17 protein-coding genes are annotated in these 15,976 nt (G+C 72.4%); 15 read left to right on the top strand and 2 right to left on the bottom strand.

Translation table 11 applies throughout. The features are described from left to right. Positions 1–20: 20 nt before the first annotated feature. From RB628_RS30470 to RB628_RS30445, 6 genes are all read left to right on the top strand, one after another. Complete coding sequence (locus RB628_RS30470) at positions 21–1,049, top strand: alcohol dehydrogenase catalytic domain-containing protein (RefSeq protein ID WP_318323811.1); 1,029 nt, start codon at positions 21–23, stop codon at positions 1,047–1,049. A 69-nt stretch (positions 1,050–1,118) separates the two neighbouring features. Further along, positions 1,119–2,909 carry an acetate--CoA ligase gene (acsA, locus tag RB628_RS30465; protein ID WP_318323790.1) on the top strand — a complete coding sequence of 597 codons (1,791 nt, stop codon included), beginning with the start codon at positions 1,119–1,121 and terminating at the stop codon, positions 2,907–2,909. Then, positions 2,906–3,988: a pyruvate dehydrogenase (acetyl-transferring) E1 component subunit alpha gene (gene pdhA / locus RB628_RS30460; RefSeq protein ID WP_318323789.1), complete on the top strand. Its 1,083-nt coding sequence runs from the start codon at positions 2,906–2,908 to the stop codon at positions 3,986–3,988. Before acsA ends, pdhA begins: the two co-directional genes overlap by 4 nt. A 2-nt stretch (positions 3,989–3,990) precedes the next feature. Then, positions 3,991–4,989 carry a pyruvate dehydrogenase complex E1 component subunit beta gene (locus tag RB628_RS30455; protein WP_318323788.1) on the top strand — a complete coding sequence of 333 codons (999 nt, stop codon included), beginning with the start codon at positions 3,991–3,993 and terminating at the stop codon, positions 4,987–4,989. A gap of 2 nt (positions 4,990–4,991) precedes the next feature. Further along, complete coding sequence (locus tag RB628_RS30450; RefSeq protein ID WP_318323787.1) at positions 4,992–6,449, top strand: 2-oxo acid dehydrogenase subunit E2; 1,458 nt, start codon at positions 4,992–4,994, stop codon at positions 6,447–6,449. After that, positions 6,446–6,697 (top strand): acyl carrier protein, encoded by a 252-nt coding sequence (locus RB628_RS30445; protein WP_318323785.1) that lies wholly within the window; start codon positions 6,446–6,448, stop codon positions 6,695–6,697. Before RB628_RS30450 ends, RB628_RS30445 begins: the two co-directional genes overlap by 4 nt. 24 nt (positions 6,698–6,721) lie before the next feature. On the opposite strand, the gene RB628_RS30440 is transcribed toward RB628_RS30445, so the two are convergent. Then, positions 6,722–7,591 (bottom strand): CBS domain-containing protein, encoded by an 870-nt coding sequence (locus RB628_RS30440; protein WP_318323784.1) that lies wholly within the window; start codon positions 7,589–7,591, stop codon positions 6,722–6,724. Between the two features lie 174 nt (positions 7,592–7,765). Here RB628_RS30440 and RB628_RS30435 point away from each other — a divergent pair, with 174 nt between their 5' ends. From RB628_RS30435 to RB628_RS30395, 9 genes are read left to right on the top strand one after another with little or no spacing between them, the layout of a single operon-like run. Beyond that, the gene (locus tag RB628_RS30435; protein WP_318323783.1) at positions 7,766–8,269 is read left to right on the top strand and encodes a hypothetical protein; all 504 of its coding nucleotides are present in this window, start codon (positions 7,766–7,768) and stop codon (positions 8,267–8,269) included. Then, positions 8,269–9,228: a V-type ATPase subunit gene (locus tag RB628_RS30430; RefSeq protein WP_318323782.1), complete on the top strand. Its 960-nt coding sequence runs from the start codon at positions 8,269–8,271 to the stop codon at positions 9,226–9,228. The genes RB628_RS30435 and RB628_RS30430 overlap by 1 nt, the downstream gene beginning before the upstream one ends. Then, positions 9,215–10,714, top strand: coding sequence for a V-type ATPase 116kDa subunit family protein (locus RB628_RS30425; RefSeq protein WP_318323781.1), 1,500 nt, complete (start codon positions 9,215–9,217; stop codon positions 10,712–10,714). Before RB628_RS30430 ends, RB628_RS30425 begins: the two co-directional genes overlap by 14 nt. Continuing rightward, positions 10,711–11,127 (top strand): ATP synthase subunit C, encoded by a 417-nt coding sequence (locus RB628_RS30420; protein WP_256905926.1) that lies wholly within the window; start codon positions 10,711–10,713, stop codon positions 11,125–11,127. Before RB628_RS30425 ends, RB628_RS30420 begins: the two co-directional genes overlap by 4 nt. Continuing rightward, positions 11,124–11,357 carry a hypothetical protein gene (locus RB628_RS30415; RefSeq protein WP_318323779.1) on the top strand — a complete coding sequence of 78 codons (234 nt, stop codon included), beginning with the start codon at positions 11,124–11,126 and terminating at the stop codon, positions 11,355–11,357. The genes RB628_RS30420 and RB628_RS30415 overlap by 4 nt, the downstream gene beginning before the upstream one ends. Continuing rightward, on the top strand, positions 11,354–11,881 hold the full coding sequence (locus RB628_RS30410; protein ID WP_318323778.1) for a hypothetical protein: 528 nt from the start codon (positions 11,354–11,356) through the stop codon (positions 11,879–11,881). Before RB628_RS30415 ends, RB628_RS30410 begins: the two co-directional genes overlap by 4 nt. Continuing rightward, complete coding sequence (locus tag RB628_RS30405) at positions 11,869–13,641, top strand: V-type ATP synthase subunit A (protein WP_318323777.1); 1,773 nt, start codon at positions 11,869–11,871, stop codon at positions 13,639–13,641. Before RB628_RS30410 ends, RB628_RS30405 begins: the two co-directional genes overlap by 13 nt. Further along, positions 13,638–15,041 (top strand): V-type ATP synthase subunit B, encoded by a 1,404-nt coding sequence (locus RB628_RS30400; protein WP_318323775.1) that lies wholly within the window; start codon positions 13,638–13,640, stop codon positions 15,039–15,041. The genes RB628_RS30405 and RB628_RS30400 overlap by 4 nt, the downstream gene beginning before the upstream one ends. After that, positions 15,038–15,658 carry a V-type ATP synthase subunit D gene (locus RB628_RS30395; RefSeq protein WP_318323773.1) on the top strand — a complete coding sequence of 207 codons (621 nt, stop codon included), beginning with the start codon at positions 15,038–15,040 and terminating at the stop codon, positions 15,656–15,658. The genes RB628_RS30400 and RB628_RS30395 overlap by 4 nt, the downstream gene beginning before the upstream one ends. A gap of 4 nt (positions 15,659–15,662) precedes the next feature. Here the strand turns inward: RB628_RS30395 and RB628_RS30390 are convergent. Then, a partial coding sequence (locus tag RB628_RS30390; protein ID WP_318323772.1) for a TrkA C-terminal domain-containing protein occupies positions 15,663–15,976 on the bottom strand: 314 nt, incomplete at its 5' end.

Raw genomic sequence — 15,976 nt, 5'->3', positions numbered from 1 at the left:
GGAGCGAGGGAGTGAGTACCGTGCGAGCGCTCGTCTATCACGGCCCGGACCACATCTCCTGGGACACCGCCCCGGACTCTGAGATGGAGGAGGCGACCGACGCGATCGTGCGCGTCGACGCCACCACCGTCTGCGGGAGTGATCTGCACATTCTGCGAGGAGACCTCCCTGAGGTGAAACCGGGGACGGTCCTCGGCCACGAAGCCGTGGGCGAGGTCTTGGAGGTCGGCCGTGATGTGCACGGTCTGCGCCCCGGCCACCAGGTGATCGTGTCGTCCGTCTCGGCCTGCGGCCGCTGTCAGGCGTGCCGAGACACCATGTGCGGGCAATGCCGCGGGGGCGGTGGCTGGATCCTGGGAAACCAGATCAACGGAACCCAGGCCGAGTTCGTACGGGTCCCCTTCGCCGACCACTCCACCCACCGACGGCCTCCCGCGATCCCGCTCGACGACGCGCTTCTGCTCGCCGAGGTCCTCCCCACCGCCTACGAGGTCGGGGTACGGAACGGGCACGTCGGCCCCGGAGACACCGTCGTCGTGGTGGGCGCGGGGCCCATCGGTCTCGCCACGGTCGCCGTCGCACGGCTCTACTCACCCCGCCGGATCATCGTCGTGGACCTGTCCGAAGCCCGGCTGGAAGCCGCCGCCCGGATGGGGGCCGATGCCGCCGAAGTGCCGGGGAAGATGATCGCCGAGCTGTCCGAGGGACCGGGCGCCGACGTCGCCATCGAGGCATCGGGCGAACCGGATGGCTTCGTCCTCTGCACCCGGGCCATCCGGGCGGGAGGGCACATCGCCAACGTCGGGACGCACGGCAAACCGGCCACGCTGCACCTCGAGTCCCTGTGGCGGAAGAACGTGACGATCAGCACCGGCCAGGTGGACACGTCCTCCACACCGTGGCTGCTGGAGCTGCTGAGGTTCGGACGCCTGCCCGTCTCCCAGCTGGTCACCCACACCTTCGGCCTCGACCGGATGGAGCACGCCTACGAGGTGTTCTCGCAGGGCGCCACCACAGGTGCCCTCAAGGTCGTGCTGCACCGAGAGTGAGAGGAGTCCGGACGGAGGAGCCCGAACGGGCCGGCCGGTCCATTGGACGCAGTGCCGGGAGGAGCACCGATGCACTGGGAAACCATCCGTAAGGACACCACATCGGTCGTCCCACCGCGTCTCGCCGACTACGACCGAGCCTGCTCGGACTTCACCTGGGCACAGGCGCGCACCGAGCTGGCCGGGCTGCCCGGCGGCGGCCTCAACATGGCCCACGAGGCGGTCGACCTGCACGCGGCGTCCGCCCACGCGGACCGGGCAGCCCTGCGGTGCGTCGCCCGCGACGACTCGGTCTCCACCGTCACGTACGCGGAACTGTCCCGACGTACGGCGCGTTTCGCGAACGTCTTGCGGTCACTCGGCGTCGGCCGCGGAGACCGGGTGTTCACCCTGCTCGGCCGCTGCCCCGAGCTATACACCACGGTGCTGGGCACGCTGAAGAACACCAGCGTGCTGTGCCCGCTCTTCTCGGCCTTCGGCCCCGACCCGGTGGAGCAGCGGCTACGGCTGGGCGACGCCCGTGTTCTGGTCACCACCGCGGCCCTGTACCGGCGCAAGGTCGCCGAACGGCGGACCTCGGTTCCCGGACTGGAACACGTCCTGATCGTCGGGCCCGGCACCGCGGAACTGCCCGGCACCGTCTCCTTCGACGACGTGATGGCCGCCGCTCCGGACACCTTCACCATCCCGCCGACCTCGCCCGAAGACATGGCCCTGCTCCACTTCACCAGCGGTACCACGGGCACCCCCAAGGGCGCGGTCCACGTCCACGAGGCGGTCGTCGCCCACTACGCCACGGCCGCGTACGCCCTCGACCTGCACCCCGAGGACGTGTACTGGTGCACCGCCGATCCCGGCTGGGTCACGGGCATGTCGTACGGGATCATCGCCCCGCTCGTCCACGGCGTGACGGTGGTCGTCGACGAGGGGGACTACGACGCCCGGCGCTGGTACCGGATCCTCGACGAGCAGCGGGTCGGCGTTTGGTACACCGCCCCCACGGCCCTGCGCATGCTCATGCGCGCCACACCACGCCAGGGCCCGTACGACCTGCCGCGCTCCTATGACCTGTCGGCCCTGCGCTTCATCGCCTCCGTCGGCGAGCCCCTCAACCCGGAGGCCGTCCTGTGGGGCCAGGATGTGCTGGGCCTGCCGGTGCACGACAACTGGTGGCAGACGGAGACCGGCTGCATCATGATCGCGAACTTCGCCGCCTGTGAGATACGGCCCGGCTCGATGGGGCGGCCACTGCCCGGCGTCGAGGCGACCGTGTTGGAACAGGGTGAGGACGGCCGGGCCCTGGTCACCGACGGCCGGGTCACGCAGGTGCGAAGCCCCGAGGTCGAGGGCGAGTTGGCGCTCCGGCCGGGCTGGCCGGCGATGTTCCGCGGCTATCTCCACGACAGGGAGCGCTACGGCGCCGCGTTCGCGGACGGCTGGTATCTGACCGGTGACCTGGTGCGCCGGGACGCGGACGGCTGGTACTGGTTCGTGGGGCGCGCCGACGACGTCATCAAGTCGGCCGGCCATCTGATCGGCCCGTTCGAGGTGGAGAGCGCGCTGATGGAGCATCCGTCGGTGGCCGAGGCCGGGGTGATCGGACGGCCGGACCCGGTCGCCGGGAACGTCGTCAAGGCGTTCGTGTCGCTGCGCCCCGGTGTCCCGCCGACTCCGGATCTGGAGCGTGAGCTGATCGCCTTCGGCCGTCGCAAGCTGGGGCCCGCCGTCGCACCGAGGGAGATCGCGTTCGAGCAGAACCTGCCCAAGACCCGCAGCGGGAAGGTGATGCGCCGTCTGCTGCGCGCACGCGAACTCGGCCTGCCCACGGGCGACCTGTCCACCCTGGAGGGATCCTCATGAGTCCGGCCCACCCCACCAGCGCACGCAAGGACCCGGCTCCTCGGAAGGTCGGCAAGAAGTCCGCGAAGGCCAGGCGGAAGGCGGGCGCCGGATCTCCGTCCGACCGTTCGGCCGACGGGCACCGGACGGACCTGCTGGAGGCCATGCTGCGCATCCGGCGCTTCGAGGAGCGGTGCGTCGAGCTGTACAGCGCCACGAAGATCCGCGGCTTCGTCCATCTGTACATCGGCGAGGAGGCCGTCGCCGTCGGCGTCAACGAGGCACTGACACCCGAGGACGCGGTCGTCGCCACCTACCGCGAGCACGGCCACGCCCTGGCCCGCGGGATCACGGCCGAGGCCATCATGGCCGAGATGTACGGCAGGGCGACCGGGTGCAGCGGCGGCCGGGGCGGCTCCATGCACCTGTTCGACGCGAGCCGGCGCTTCTACGGCGGCAACGCGATCGTCGCCGGTGGACTCCCGCTGGCCGCCGGTCTCGCGCTCGCCGACCGTATGCGCGGAGAGGACCGTGTCACCTGCTGCTTCTTCGGTGACGGAGCCTTCGCCGAGGGCGAGTTCCACGAAACGGCGAACCTCGCGGCCCTGTGGCGGCTTCCCCTGCTGCTCATCTGCGAGAACAACCTCTACGCCATGGGCACGGCTCTGGCGCGGCACGAGGCGCAGACCGACCTGGCCATGCGGGCCGCTTCGTACGGCATGGTCGCGTGGGCCGTCGACGGCATGGACGTCGAGGCCGTGGAACAGACCGCACGACGGGCCGCAGAGGCCGTCAGGTCCGGTACCGGGCCGCACTTCCTCGAACTGCGCACCTATCGGTTCCGCGCCCATTCCATGTACGACCCGGACCGGTACCGCGACAAGGCGGAGGTGGAGCGGTGGAAGGAGCGGGACCCGATTACCCGGCTTCTCGACCGCATGCGCGAGGACGGCGAGCCGGTCGGCGAGACGCTCGCCGGGATCGAGCGCCGGGTCGCCGCCGAGGTCGACCGCGCCGTGGAGGCGGCCGAGCAGGCGCCCGAAGAACCGGTGGAGCATCTCCTGCACCACGTCACCAGCGCTTCGGCGGAGGTGAGCTGACCATGGGCGACGGTGAGCGGCCGCAGGCGGCGAAGACGACCTACCGGGAAGCGATGCGCGAGGCGCTGCGGGACGCCCTGCGCGCCGACGACCGCGTCTTCCTGATGGGCGAGGACGTGGGCCGCTACGGCGGAGGCTTCGGCGTCAGCCTCGGCCTGCTGGAGGAGTTCGGTCCGGCACGCGTCCGCGACACCCCGCTGTCGGAGTCCGCGTTCGTGGGCGCCGGCATCGGCGCCGCCTTGGCCGGGCTGCGGCCGATCGTCGAGATCATGACCGTCAACTTCAGCCTGCTCGCCCTCGACCAGATCCTCAACAACGCCGCCACCCTGCTGCACATGTCGGGCGGCCAACTGGCCGTGCCCCTGGTCATCCGCATGACGACAGGTGCCGGACGGCAGCTCGGGGCCCAGCACTCGCACAGCCTGGAGGGCTGGTACGCGCACATCCCCGGCATCCGGGTCCTCGCCCCCGCCACCCTCGGGGACGCACGCCACATGCTGGCCCCGGCGCTCGCAGACCCCGACCCGGTCCTGATCTTCGAGCACGGAAGTCTCTACAACGTCTCCGGCGAACTCCTCCCGGCCACCGCGCCCGTTGACCTGGATCACGCCGCGGTCCGCAGGCCCGGCACCGACATCTCGCTGATCACGTACGGAGGTTCGCTGCCCAAGACTCTTGCGGCGGCGGACGAGTTGGCCGCCGCGGGCATCAGCGCCGAAGTGATCGACCTGCGCACGCTCCGGCCCTATGACGCCCGGACCGTCGCCGCTTCCGTGGCCCGTACCCACCGTGCGGTTGTCGTCGACGAGGCATGGCGGACGGGAAGCTTCGCCGCCGAGGTGTCCGCCCGTATCGCCGAGGAGTCGTTCTACGAATTGGACGCGCCCGTCGAGCGGGTGTGCAGCGCGGAGGTGCCCATGCCGTACGCCCGTCAGATGGAGGAGGCCGCCCTGCCGCAGACTCCCGACATCGTCGCGGCCGCCCACCGGGCGGTGGACTGACCATGGCTGAATTCACCATGCCGTCGCTCGGTGCCGACATGGACGAGGGCACGCTCCTGGAGTGGCTGGTGGAGCCCGGCGACCTCGTCCACAAGGGCGATCCGGTCGTGGTCGTCGAGACCGCGAAGTCGACCATCGAGGTGGAGTGCTTCGAGACCGGAACCCTGGCCGAGCTGCTCGTCGAGCCCGGCACGACGGTGCCGGTGGGCACACCGCTCGCGCTGATCGGGGTGCCGACGAAGAAACCCGAGCACCCGGCAGGAGAGGAGAAGCCGCACACGACCCGAGAACCGCGCAAGGCCAGGCAACCCGAGGTTTCTGGAAAGACCGAGAAGGCGGCGAAGCGACGAGCGGCCCGTCGCGCACCGACGAAGGGCGAGCCTGCCAAGCCCCCGTCCCCGCTTCCCGAACCCGCCACGGTCCCGGCCCCGGTACTGACCACCGCTCGACAGGGCGTCCACACCGAGGCAGGTCCCCTGGTCCGGCATCTGGCGGAGCAAAGCGGCGTGGAACTGGAGACACTGCACGGTTCCGGACCCGGAGGACGTGTCACCCGAACCGACGTTGAGGAAGCGGCGGCCGCCCGGCGACCGCGCCTGCGGGTAACCCCTCTCGCCCGGAGACTGGCGGCCGAAATGGGCGTCGATCTGGCCATGGTGAGGGGGACGGGCAAGAACTCGGCCGTCCGTGCCGCGGACGTACGCCGCGGGGCCCCGGGGCCTGCGACCGAGGCCCCGTCCGCGCATGTCGGCACCCCCGCGGTACGTCCGTCCGCCGAGCGTCTCCCGGGAGACCGGGGGACCGCCATGCGCCGGGCGATCGCCGGTCTGATGAGCCGCGCCAACCGGGACATTCCCCACTACTACCTCTCCACGACCGTGGACATGGCCGCCGCCATGGACTGGCTGCACGAGCACAACCGGCGCAGCCCGCTCGGCGAACGGCTGCTCCCCGCTGCCCTGCTGCTCAAGGCGGCGGCCCTGGCGGCCCGGGATGTCCCCGAGCTCAACGGTTCCTGGACCGACGACCACTTCACGGCCGGCGAGGGCGTCCACCTCGGCGTGGCCGTCTCGCTGCGCGGCGGGGGGCTCGTCGCCCCCGCACTGCACCACGCCGACACCCTGGCACTCCCGCAGCTGATGACGGCCCTGAAGGACCTGGTCACCCGGGCCCGTACGGGCAGACTGCGCGGCTCCGAGGTGTCGGACGCCACGATCACGGTCACCAACCTCGGAGATCAGGGAGTGGAGACCGTGTTCGGAGTGATCTACCCGCCGCAGGTGGCCCTCGTCGGTTTCGGGCGGGTGGTCGACCGCCCGTGCGCCGTCGACGGCATGCTGGGCGTGCGGCCCGTAGTCACTGCGACCCTCTCGGCCGACCACCGAGCGACGGACGGCGCTGTCGGCGCCCGCTACCTCACGGCGGTCACCCACCTCCTGCAGAACCCGGAGCAGCTGTGAACATCAACCGAACCGACGCACTGGACATGGTGAGGGAATCGATCTCCCGGATCGTCCCGGACGCCGACTTCGCCGCACTGGGGCCCGACGACGCGTTCCGTGACGCGCTGGAGATGGACTCCCTGGACTTCCTGAGTTTCGTCGAGGTGCTCAGCGAACGGTCCGGTGTCCGCATCGAGGACGAGGACACACCCCGGCTGACCACGCTGGCCGGCAGTGCCGACTTTCTCGTCGCCCGCACGGGCTGATGTGCCTCCGTGGACGTGAACGGCTCAAGCCGCTTGGGTGTTGTCGATGACACCCACCACGTCGTCGATGTCCCGCACTGAGGCGAGCAGTTCGGGGACGAGCGCTTTGTCTGTTTCTTTGACTTTCCCCGCCACGGTCACCACGCCGTTCTCCACGGTGACTTCGACAGCGCGTGGGTCCAGCAGGTGTCGGCCGACCAGGGACTCGACCTCGGCGAGGAGCTCGGCGTCGTCGCGGATCAGGGCACGCAGCAGATCGTGCCGGCTCACCACACCGACGAGCCGACCGTGATGGTCGGTCACGGGGAGGCGCTTCAACCGGCCGTGCGCGGCGGTCCACGCCGCGTCCGCCACCCTCTGCTCCGGGTGGACGGTGACGGGCGGGAAGGTCATCAACGTGGCGGCCGTGTCGCCGTGGCTCTTGTCGTACAGGCGGTGCTGCCACAGCCTGCCGACGGCTCCGTGCCGACGCGGCTCCGCCATCACGGCGGCCTTGGCCAGCAGGTCCGATTCCGAGACGACACCGATCACGTGGTCGTCGGAGTCGACCACCGGCAGGGCGCTCACCTGCTCACGGGCCAGCGTGTGGGCCACGTCCAGGAACGGCATGTCACCGGCCACGGAGGCTGCCGGCACCCGCATGACGTCCCGCACGCGGAGTACGGCCGGTTCCGGGGCGGGCGGCCCGGGTGCGGCGGTGGCGGGCGGCTCGGCATCCTCCCCGCGGTGAGGGCGCTCGGATTCCTCGGTGCTCCTCGCCGACGCGGCGCCGGCGATGGCACCGAGGTAGCGGCGCAGTGCGTCCTGGCGAGGTTCCTCCTGGGGTGTCCAGGGGCGGCCCGGCATGGTGTGGCGGGCTTCTTTCTCCGCCGAGCTGTGCTCGAAGTCGCTCACGGCTGCCTCCTGGGGACGCCGTTCACCTGTGGGCTCAGTTTCGCATCGATCGACCGGTGCGGCCTCTGGGCCGAACGGCCCCGCCGGGGGACAGGCGGCCAAGCGCGACGCGACAGGCCATCGTCCACCGGGGAGACTGGGAAGCGGGGCCTCGGCCCACCTGGAGGAGTGCGTGTGACGGGTTACCGGGACTTTTTGACACGGTTCCGGCCGGCGGCGTCGCCCGGCCGTGCCGCACCGGGTGGTGTCCCCGCGGACCGTTCCGCCGAACTCCGTGCGGAACTCACACCGCCCCTGGCCCTCCTCGAACAGACGGAGGCGGAGGCCCGGAACGTACGCGAACGGGCCGCCGCGGCTGCCGCGTCGCGCCGCAGCGAAGCCGAAGGGCAGGCCGGGACAATCGTGGCCGCGGCGCACGAGGAGGCCCGGCCGGTACGGGTGCGCACCGCCGAGCAGGTTCTGCGCGCGGCCGATGGCGAGGCCGCGGCACTGCTCGCCGAGGCAGAACGCGAGGCGGTCGCTGTACGTGGCCGTGCCAGGAGCCGGACACCCGTGTTCGTCGACCGGGTGCTCGCCCTGGTGCTGGAGGACCTCGCGGCGGACGAGGAGTCGACCGTGCCGCCGGGGGAAGGTCACCGGGCTCAGGACCCCGGGAGGCCACGGGGAGGTGGTTCCTGATGGGGGCCGGTCGGGTGGCGGGTGTGACCCGGGCACGGGCTCTGCGGACCAGGTGCCTGGGCGTTGAGGGCACCAGGCAGGTGGCGGCGTCCCGTGAACTCGACGACGCCCTGCGCTACTTGGCGGCCACCCCGTACCGACACCATGTCACCCCGGGCGCCACGCCGGCCGAAGCCCAGCGTGCGGTCTCGGCGACACTTCTGTGGCATCTCCGGGTCCTCGCCGGCTGGCAACCGGCCAGCGGCACGGACGCCGTCCGGGCACTGGCCGCGGGATTCGAGATCACCAACACCGAACACCATCTGAGCGCACTCGCGGCCGATCTGCCGCAGCCGGGCACAGAACGCCTCCACCCCCCGCCCTACCGCCTGGGTGCGCTGGCGATCGCCTGGAGGCGGGTCGCCCGCACCCGTTCGCCGTCGGAGCTGCGTACCGCGCTGGCAGCCTCCGCCTGGGGTGACCCCGGGGGCGACTCGCCGGCCGCGATCGCCACCGGTATGCGGGTCTCCGCCGGAGTGCGGCTCGCCGCCGCCGTTCCCGACGCGGCACGCTGGGCGGCGGCCTGGCTCGCTCTGCTCTTCGCCCGCGAGGTCTTCGTCGTCGGCCGCCGGATGCCCGACGTCTCCGCCCACCGGGCGGCACGCCTGATCGGCCCGCGAGCGGTGGGCGCGAGGTCGTACGCCGAATTCCGGCAGGTACTGCCGGCCAACGCCGGATGGCTGCTGACCGACGTCGACGAGGCGGCGGACCTGTGGCGGGCGGAGGCACGCTGGTGGGACGTGGTCGAGCGAGACGGCCGTGAACTACTGCGCCGGGCCCGTTTCGGCCCCCAGCCGGTCGTGGGAGCCGTGGCGCTGCTGTCGGTCGACGCCTGGCGGATCCGTGGCGCGCTGGAGCTGGCCGCCAGGGGCGGTGGCCCAGGGGACTGGCTCGGGGAGGTGCTCGATGCCCCGGGCTGAGCCGGCGGTTCCGGTCAGGATGCGCAGGGTGGCCGTCGTGGCCCCCGAGAAGGCGCTGCGGGAGAGCCTGGTCCGGATCGCCGAAGCGGGCCGCGTTGAGATCGACCTGGCCGGGGACGGTGGGCCGGAAGTCCGAAGGCCCGTGGCGACGCGACTGCGGCGGCTGCGCACCGAGCCGGGGCAAGCGGTTCTCAGCGAGGCTCTCCCCGACCTGGACGCCCTGGAGCGCGAGGGCCGAACGGATCTGTTGGCGGGCGAGGCGCAGCTGGAGGAGCGCCTTGGCAGCGCGGTCCGGCACGGCGAGGCCGCCGCACTGGCCGGCTGGTGCCCCGAGGCAGAGGTGGGCGCCACGGCGGCGCGCATCGCTGGTGCCGGGGGCGCGCTGGTGGTGCTGAGGACCCCGCACGGCATCGATCCGCCGACCTTGCTGACCGGAGCGGACACCACAACCCCGGCGCACCCGGCGAGAACCATGCGGCGCTCCTTCACGCCTCTGGTCAGCACGTACGGCACCGTGCCCTACGCCGACCTCGATCCCACCCTGCCGGCCGGGATCGTCTACGCAGTGATGTTCGGCGTGATGTTCGGCGATGCCGGGCACGGGCTGCTGCTCGTCGCCCTCGCCCTTGTGCTGCGTACCGGTCGGCCGCGCCGACTGGCGCCGCTGCGCCATCTGTGGCCGTTCGTCGCCGGGGCCGGACTGGCCGCCACCCTGGCGGGGGTGGCGTACGGCGAGTTCTTCGGCCCGACCGGCGTGCTGCCCGTGCTGTGGCTGGCACCGTTGGAGGAGCCCATGCGGCTGCTGGCCGCCGCCGTCGTGTTCGGCGCCGTGCTGCTGGCCTTCGCCTATGCCGTGGGCATCGTGAACCGGTGGCGGGAGGGCGGACCGGCTGCGGCCGTGTATTCGACGACCGGTGTCGCCGGGGCCGCGCTCTACCTCGGTCTCGCCGCCGTCGCCGGATGTGTGTGGCTCGGCGAGCCGGCGTTCGCCGCCGTGGGGGCCGCGATCGCCGTCGGCGGCCTGGCCCTGGCCGGGGCGGGGCTGTACGCGACCACGGCGGGCGGCCCGGGCGGAGCCGTACAGACCGGCATCCAGCTCCTCGACGCTCTGGTCCGGATCGGCTCCAACGTCGTGTCCTTCGCGCGACTCGCGGCCTTCGGGCTGACCCATGCGGCGCTCGGCGCGATCGTCTGGGACGGCACGCGAGCTCTGGCGGGCCGGGGTCCGGCCGGAGTCGTCGCCGCGTTGTTGGTGTTCCTCGCGGGCAACGCCCTGGCCTTCTCGCTGGAGGCACTGGTGGCCGGCGTCCAGGCGCTGCGCCTGGAGTACTACGAACTCTTCTCCCGGCTCTTCGAGGGAGAGGGCCGTCCATTCAGACCCTGGCATCTGCCCGTCGAACACATCCCGGGCTCGGCCGCCGACATCGGGCCGCCCGCAGCTGGGGAGGCCGCCCGGCTCGGCCCGGCGAGGGAGGAGCACTCGTGATCACCTGGTTCTTGGCTCTGCCCGTCATCGCGGCGGGATTCGTCGCCGCACGCCTGGTGCTGCGGCGCTCGGGCCGGACGGCCCTGTGGTGGATGGTCGCCGCCGACGCGGTGCTCCTGGTGGCCGCCACCGTGGTGCTGACCCTGGCGCTCGGCGGCGGATCCGCTCAGGCCGCGACCACGGCCGCTCAGGACTCGGGCTCCGGCTCCGCCGCTCTGATCGGAGCCGCGATCGCGGTGGCCGCCTCCACCATCGGCGCGGGCATCGCCGTCGCCTACACCGGGGCGGCCGCCCTCGCGGCGCTCAGCGAACGGCCCGAACTGTTCGGCCGGGCCATGGTCATCGTCGGCCTGGCCGAGGGCATCGCCATCTACGGGCTGGTCGTCGCGGTCATCCTCATCGGGAAGGCATGACCATGGGACGCGTCGCCGCCCTCGGAGAGCGGGCCCGGGTTGCCGGTCTCGCCCTGGCGGGAGCGGTCGTCCTCGTCGCCGACGATCCCGAGGCCGTACGCCGGGGCTGGCGGAGCCTTCCGGACGGCGTCGACCTGGTGATCCTCACCCCTGCAGCGGCCGAGGCGCTGGAGCAGGACCACGGATTGCCTGCGGGCAGCCGCCGACTGACCACCGTGATGCCGCCATGACGTCCCCGACTGCCGATCCGACGACGGACGCGCTCGACCCGGTCCGGTCAGAGCTGCTGCGAGCCGCTCACGCCGATGCGGACGCGCTCCTGGCCCACGCCGAGCGGGAAGCCGCCGCCCGGCTCGATCAGGCCCGGGCCGAGGCCCGGGCGATCCTCGAAGACGCCCGGCGCCAAGGCGAGGCCGACGGAGCCGACGCCGCCCGTGACCGCTTCGTCAGGGCCAGGCGGGAGGCCAGGTCCCGCACGCTCGCCGCTCGGCGCGAGCCATACGAGCAACTGTGCCGCGAGGCCGCCGAACGGGTCCGGGAGTTGCGTCGGGCCGACGGCTACGTGGCACTCCGGGAGCGGCTGGAGCAGCGCGCCCGGGTGCTCCTCGGTCCCGGCGCCGAGGTAGCCGAGTCCGCCGACGGGGGTGTGGTGGCCCAGGTACCGGGCAGGCGGGTCGACCTGTCGCTGACCGCGTTGGCCGATCGCGCCCTGGACAGCATGGGGGCGGAGGTGCGCAGCCTGTGGGAGCCGTGACGACGTTCACCGGGACGGACCGCCCGCCTGTCGCCCGGCAGCCGGTCTCCAGGATCCTGCGCGTTACCGGGCCGCTGGTCGAGATGGAGTACGCGGGCGGCACCGCGATGTACGACCTGGTCTCGATCGGCCCTGCCGGACTGCCCGGCGAGGTCGTGGCCATCAGCGGTGACGTCGTCACCGTCCAGGCGTACGAGTACACCGGCGGGCTCGCTCCGGGACAGTCGGCGCTTGTTCGGGGTCGGCCGCCGTCGGTGCGGCTCGGCCCGGAGCTGCTCGGCGGGATCTTCGACGGGCTGCTCCGTCCGCTGTCCGGCGCCGGCGACTGGCTGCTCCCGGACACGCGGCGGACCGAGGCAGCGGAACGCACATGGTCCTTCTCCCCCCTGGCAGCGGAGGGCGAGGAACTGGCCGAGGGCCAGGCACTCGGGGAGATCCGCGACGCGGGGCCGGTACGGGTGAAGGTACTGGTGCCACCCGGCTGCGGGGGCATCGTGACTGAGATCGCCGGTCCTGGGAGCCACTCACAGGACGCTGTGGTGGCCGTGGTGGGCGGTACCCAAGTGGGGCTGGGCGCCCTGTGGCCGGCGCGCAGGCCCCGTCCCGTGCGGGAGCGCGTCGACACCCACGATGCCCTCAACACCGGTCAGCGAGTGGTCGACCTCCTCTTTCCCGTGGCCCGGGGCAGCACGGTCGCGGTGCCCGGTGGCTTCGGCACCGGCAAGACGGTGCTGCTCCAGCAGATCGCCAAGTGGTGCGACGCGGACGTCATCGTCTACGTCGGCTGCGGAGAGCGCGGCAACGAGATGGCCGACGTCATCACCGAGTTGTCGGAGCTTCAGGACCCGCGCACCGGCGGACGCCTGGCCGACCGCACGGTGACGATCGCGAACACCTCCAACATGCCGATGATGGCGCGCGAGGCCAGTGTCCACACAGGGGTGACGGTCGCCGAGTACTTCCGTGACATGGGCCTGGACGTGGTGGTCATCGCCGACTCGACCTCCCGATGGGCCGAGGCGCTGCGCGAGTTCGCCTCCCGTACCGGCGCGCTGCCCGCCGAAGAGGGTTATCCGGCCGGACTGGCCTCGGCCATCGCGGCCTTCTATGAGCGGGCCGCCGCCGTGACCACACTCGGCGGTGACCGGGGCTCGGTGACCGTGATCGGCGCGGTGTCCCCGCCAGGCGGGGACATGACCGAACCGGTCACGGCCCACACCGAACGCTTCGTCCGCTGCCTGTGGACCCTGGACCGCGACCTCGCCTACGCCCGCCACTACCCGGCCCTCTCCTGGGCGGGGTCCTTCTCCCGGGACGTCCCCGTGCTGGCCGCCGGACACCGGGCGGCCGGAGATCCGGCGTGGTCCCGGCACCGCAACCGGGTGGGTGCGGCACTGGCGGAGGCCGACCGACTGGCCGACCTGGTGGACCTGATCGGGATCGCCGCCCTTCCGGCGCGGGAGCGGATCAGCGTGCTCGCGGGCAGGCTGGTGCGGGAGGGCGTGCTGCAGCAGAGCGCGCTGTCGGAGCATGACGCGTACTGCGGGCCGGAGAAGACGGCCGCACTGGCCGACGCTGTCCTGGCGGTCGTCGACCGCTGCCGGGAGCTGGTGGACTCCGGCGTTCCGGCGGCGTCGGTCGAGGAGGTCGACTTCGGCCCGCTGCTGCGCACCCGGGAGGACACGGGGCCGCACGACGCCACCGGGGTGGCGGCGCGGCGTGACGCCATGCTCGCCAGGCTGGGAGAAGTGCGGTCATGAGCCTCTCCGGCGGAATCGAGTACACGGCGGTGCGCGAGCTCCGGGGGCCGCTCGCGGTCGTTGAGGGGGTCTCCGGGGTCGGCTGGGACGAGTACGCGCACATCACGCTCGCCTCGGGCGAACGGCGCCACGGCGTGGTGCTGGACGCCGACCGCGGCCTGGCGGTCGTCCAGGTGCTGGAGGGCACTGCGGGCATGGACCCGCAGGGCGTCCGCGCGGTCTTCACGGGCAGCCCACTACGCGTCCCGGTCGGCACGGACTGGCTCGGCCGTGTCTGCAACGGCCGCGGGGCACCTGTCGACGACGGGCCACCCATATTCGGCTCCCACCAGGCCGAGGTGGGCGGCTCCCCCGTCAACCCGGTCCGGCGTGAGCCGCCGTCCGAACCGGTGCTCACCGGTATCGGGGCCGTCGACGCCCTGACCACGCTGGTACGGGGGCAGAAACTGCCGGTGTTCTCGGTGGCCGGGCTGCCGCATCTGGAGCTGGCCGCCCAGATCGCCGCGCAGGCCACCGTCGGCGGAGAGGCGTTCAGTGTCGTCTTCGCGGGCATGGGGCTCACGCACGCCGACGCCTCCTTCGTACGTGACGTCCTGGAGGAACGCTCCGCGGCCGGGGAACTGGTCCTGCTGCTGAACACCGCCGACGACCCGGTGATCGAACGGATCCTCACCCCTCGCATCGCGCTCACCGTCGCCGAGCACCTCGCCTTCACCGAGGGACGGCACGTCCTGGTCGTGATGACCGACATGACGACGTACGCCGAGGCCCTGCGCGAGGTCTCCGCCGCCCGCGGGGAGATCCCCGCCCGCCGCGCCTACCCCGGCTACCTCTACAGCGACCTGGCCTCCCTGTACGAGCGCTGCGGACGCATCCGTGGGCGTCCCGGCTCGGTCACCGTGCTGCCGGTGCTCACCATGCCCGCAGGCGACATCACCCATCCCGTACCCGACCTGACCGGCTACATCACCGAGGGCCAGATCGTGCTCTCGCCGGAGACTCACGCGCGGGGCGTGTACCCACCGCTGGACGCCCTGTCCTCCCTCTCCCGGCTGATGCGCAAGGGCGCCGGCCCCGGCCGTACCCGTGATGACCACCTCGACGTCGCGGCCCAGCTGCTGGCCGCCCTGGCGCGAGCCCGGCAGGTCCGTGACCTCGCGGACCTGGTCGGCCAGGCGGCGCTGAGTTCCACCGACCGCCGCTACCTCGACTTCGAGGAGGCGTTCCTGAGGGACTTCGCCGACCAGCGCAGTGACGAGTCCCGCAGCCTCGACGCCTCGCTCGAACGCGGCTGGCGGGCCCTGCTCACACTGCCCCGCAGCCAGCTCTCCATGCTCCCCACCGGGCTCCTCGACGCCCACGGGGCGAAGGAAGCACCGGACACGGAGGCGTCCCGATGACCGGCGCCCGCCGTGTACCGCCCGGCCGGGCGGGACGGCTGCGACTGCGGCACAGCCTCGATGTCGCCGAACGCGGAGCCGACCTGCTGGAGCAGAAGCTCCGTATCCTGCGCTCCGAGCACGAGCGGCTGCTGAGCGCGGAGAGGTCAGCAGCCCGCGCCTGGCGGGACCTGCTGTCCGAGGCCGAGAACTGGCTACTGAGGGGGCTCTTCCTGGGCGGGGAACAGGCCCTCGACGCGGCCGCCGCGGGCATCGGTCCCGCCGAGGTCACACTGCGCTGGACCACCTCCATGGGGGTACGCCACCCCGCGGCGGCCGCTGTGTCCGTACCCGCCCGATCACCCACTGCCGCCGCTCCCACGAACACCGCCCTCGTGCACGCCGAAGCGGCCTACGGCCGTGCCCTGCGCGCCGGCGGCGAGTACGCCGCCGCTCATGCTGCCGCCGAACTGTTGGGCGCCGAGGTCATCAGCACCCGGCACCGGGTCCGCGCCCTGCGGCGCCACTGGATTCCCCGCCTGCGGGAGGCGCTCGACCGGGCCGACCTCGCCCTGGAGCAGGCCGAGCACGAGGACGGCGTCCGGCTGCGCTGGGCGGCTCGGAGCCCGGAGCGGTGACCGTTCACTGGAACGCCGCGTGGATCTCATGCTCGGTCGCGTTGTGCGAGACGAGCAGGATCTCGTCACCGGGTCGGAGCCGCACCGCCGGATCCGGCACGGTCGGTTGTCCGTCGCGGACGATCGTGGCGACGACTGTGCCCTCGGGCAACGGGACGTCGCCCAGGGCACGGCCCGCCGTCCTGGACTGCGGTGTGATGGCCGTTTCGATGACGTCGACGCCGGCTTTGCTGAGCCGCAGCAGGGCGACCGTGTCGGTGGCCCCGGTGGCCTCCTCGATGAGGGAGATCAGCGGGGTGGCGGCGGGGACGGCGACGT

The sequence above is a fragment of the Streptomyces sp. ADMS genome, from assembly GCF_033441795.1.
Classification (GTDB): domain Bacteria; phylum Actinomycetota; class Actinomycetes; order Streptomycetales; family Streptomycetaceae; genus Streptomyces.
Note: the sequence above shows the minus strand (reverse complement) of the source record. Positions and strands in the feature narration are given on the sequence as shown.

Coding starts and splice junctions, on each gene's coding strand:
- acsA (WP_318323790.1), top strand. CDS start 1,119: ATGCACTGGGAAACCATCCGTAAGGACACCACATCGGTCGTCCCACCG.
- pdhA (WP_318323789.1), top strand. CDS start 2,906: ATGAGTCCGGCCCACCCCACCAGCGCACGCAAGGACCCGGCTCCTCGG.
- RB628_RS30455 (WP_318323788.1), top strand. CDS start 3,991: ATGGGCGACGGTGAGCGGCCGCAGGCGGCGAAGACGACCTACCGGGAA.
- RB628_RS30450 (WP_318323787.1), top strand. CDS start 4,992: ATGGCTGAATTCACCATGCCGTCGCTCGGTGCCGACATGGACGAGGGC.
- RB628_RS30430 (WP_318323782.1), top strand. CDS start 8,269: ATGGGGGCCGGTCGGGTGGCGGGTGTGACCCGGGCACGGGCTCTGCGG.
- RB628_RS30425 (WP_318323781.1), top strand. CDS start 9,215: ATGCCCCGGGCTGAGCCGGCGGTTCCGGTCAGGATGCGCAGGGTGGCC.
- RB628_RS30415 (WP_318323779.1), top strand. CDS start 11,124: ATGACCATGGGACGCGTCGCCGCCCTCGGAGAGCGGGCCCGGGTTGCC.
- RB628_RS30410 (WP_318323778.1), top strand. CDS start 11,354: ATGACGTCCCCGACTGCCGATCCGACGACGGACGCGCTCGACCCGGTC.
- RB628_RS30400 (WP_318323775.1), top strand. CDS start 13,638: ATGAGCCTCTCCGGCGGAATCGAGTACACGGCGGTGCGCGAGCTCCGG.
- RB628_RS30395 (WP_318323773.1), top strand. CDS start 15,038: ATGACCGGCGCCCGCCGTGTACCGCCCGGCCGGGCGGGACGGCTGCGA.